This window comes from uncultured Dokdonia sp., assembly GCF_947492815.1.
In the GTDB taxonomy this organism is placed as follows: Bacteria; Bacteroidota; Bacteroidia; order Flavobacteriales; family Flavobacteriaceae; genus Dokdonia.
The window spans coordinates 1-221 of record NZ_CANLOB010000135.1 but is presented as its reverse complement, the minus strand read 5'-3'; the positions used below and the strand labels follow the sequence as shown (position 1 = coordinate 221).

General features: G+C 39.4%; 1 protein-coding gene. It reads left to right on the top strand.

Features of this window, described 5'->3' with window-relative positions; all coding sequences use genetic code 11:
* A partial coding sequence (locus tag Q1A01_RS23835) for an AMP-binding protein (RefSeq protein WP_299686112.1) occupies nt 1-221 on the top strand: 221 nt, incomplete at both ends.

Sequence of the window (221 nt, the reverse complement as noted above, 5' to 3'; positions counted from 1 at the left end):
GTACCGGGAGAATTACTTTTAGGAGGTTCAGGGATATCGAAAGGGTATTTAAACCGTGAAGATTTAACCAAGGAGAAGTTTATTGTCAATCCATTTGAAGAAGGAAAGAGTAAAGTTCTATATAAGACAGGAGATTTAGTACAGCGCAATGCACTAGGACAGATAGTATTTTTAGGACGTGTTGATGATCAGGTGAAGATACGCGGGTATCGTGTGGAGTT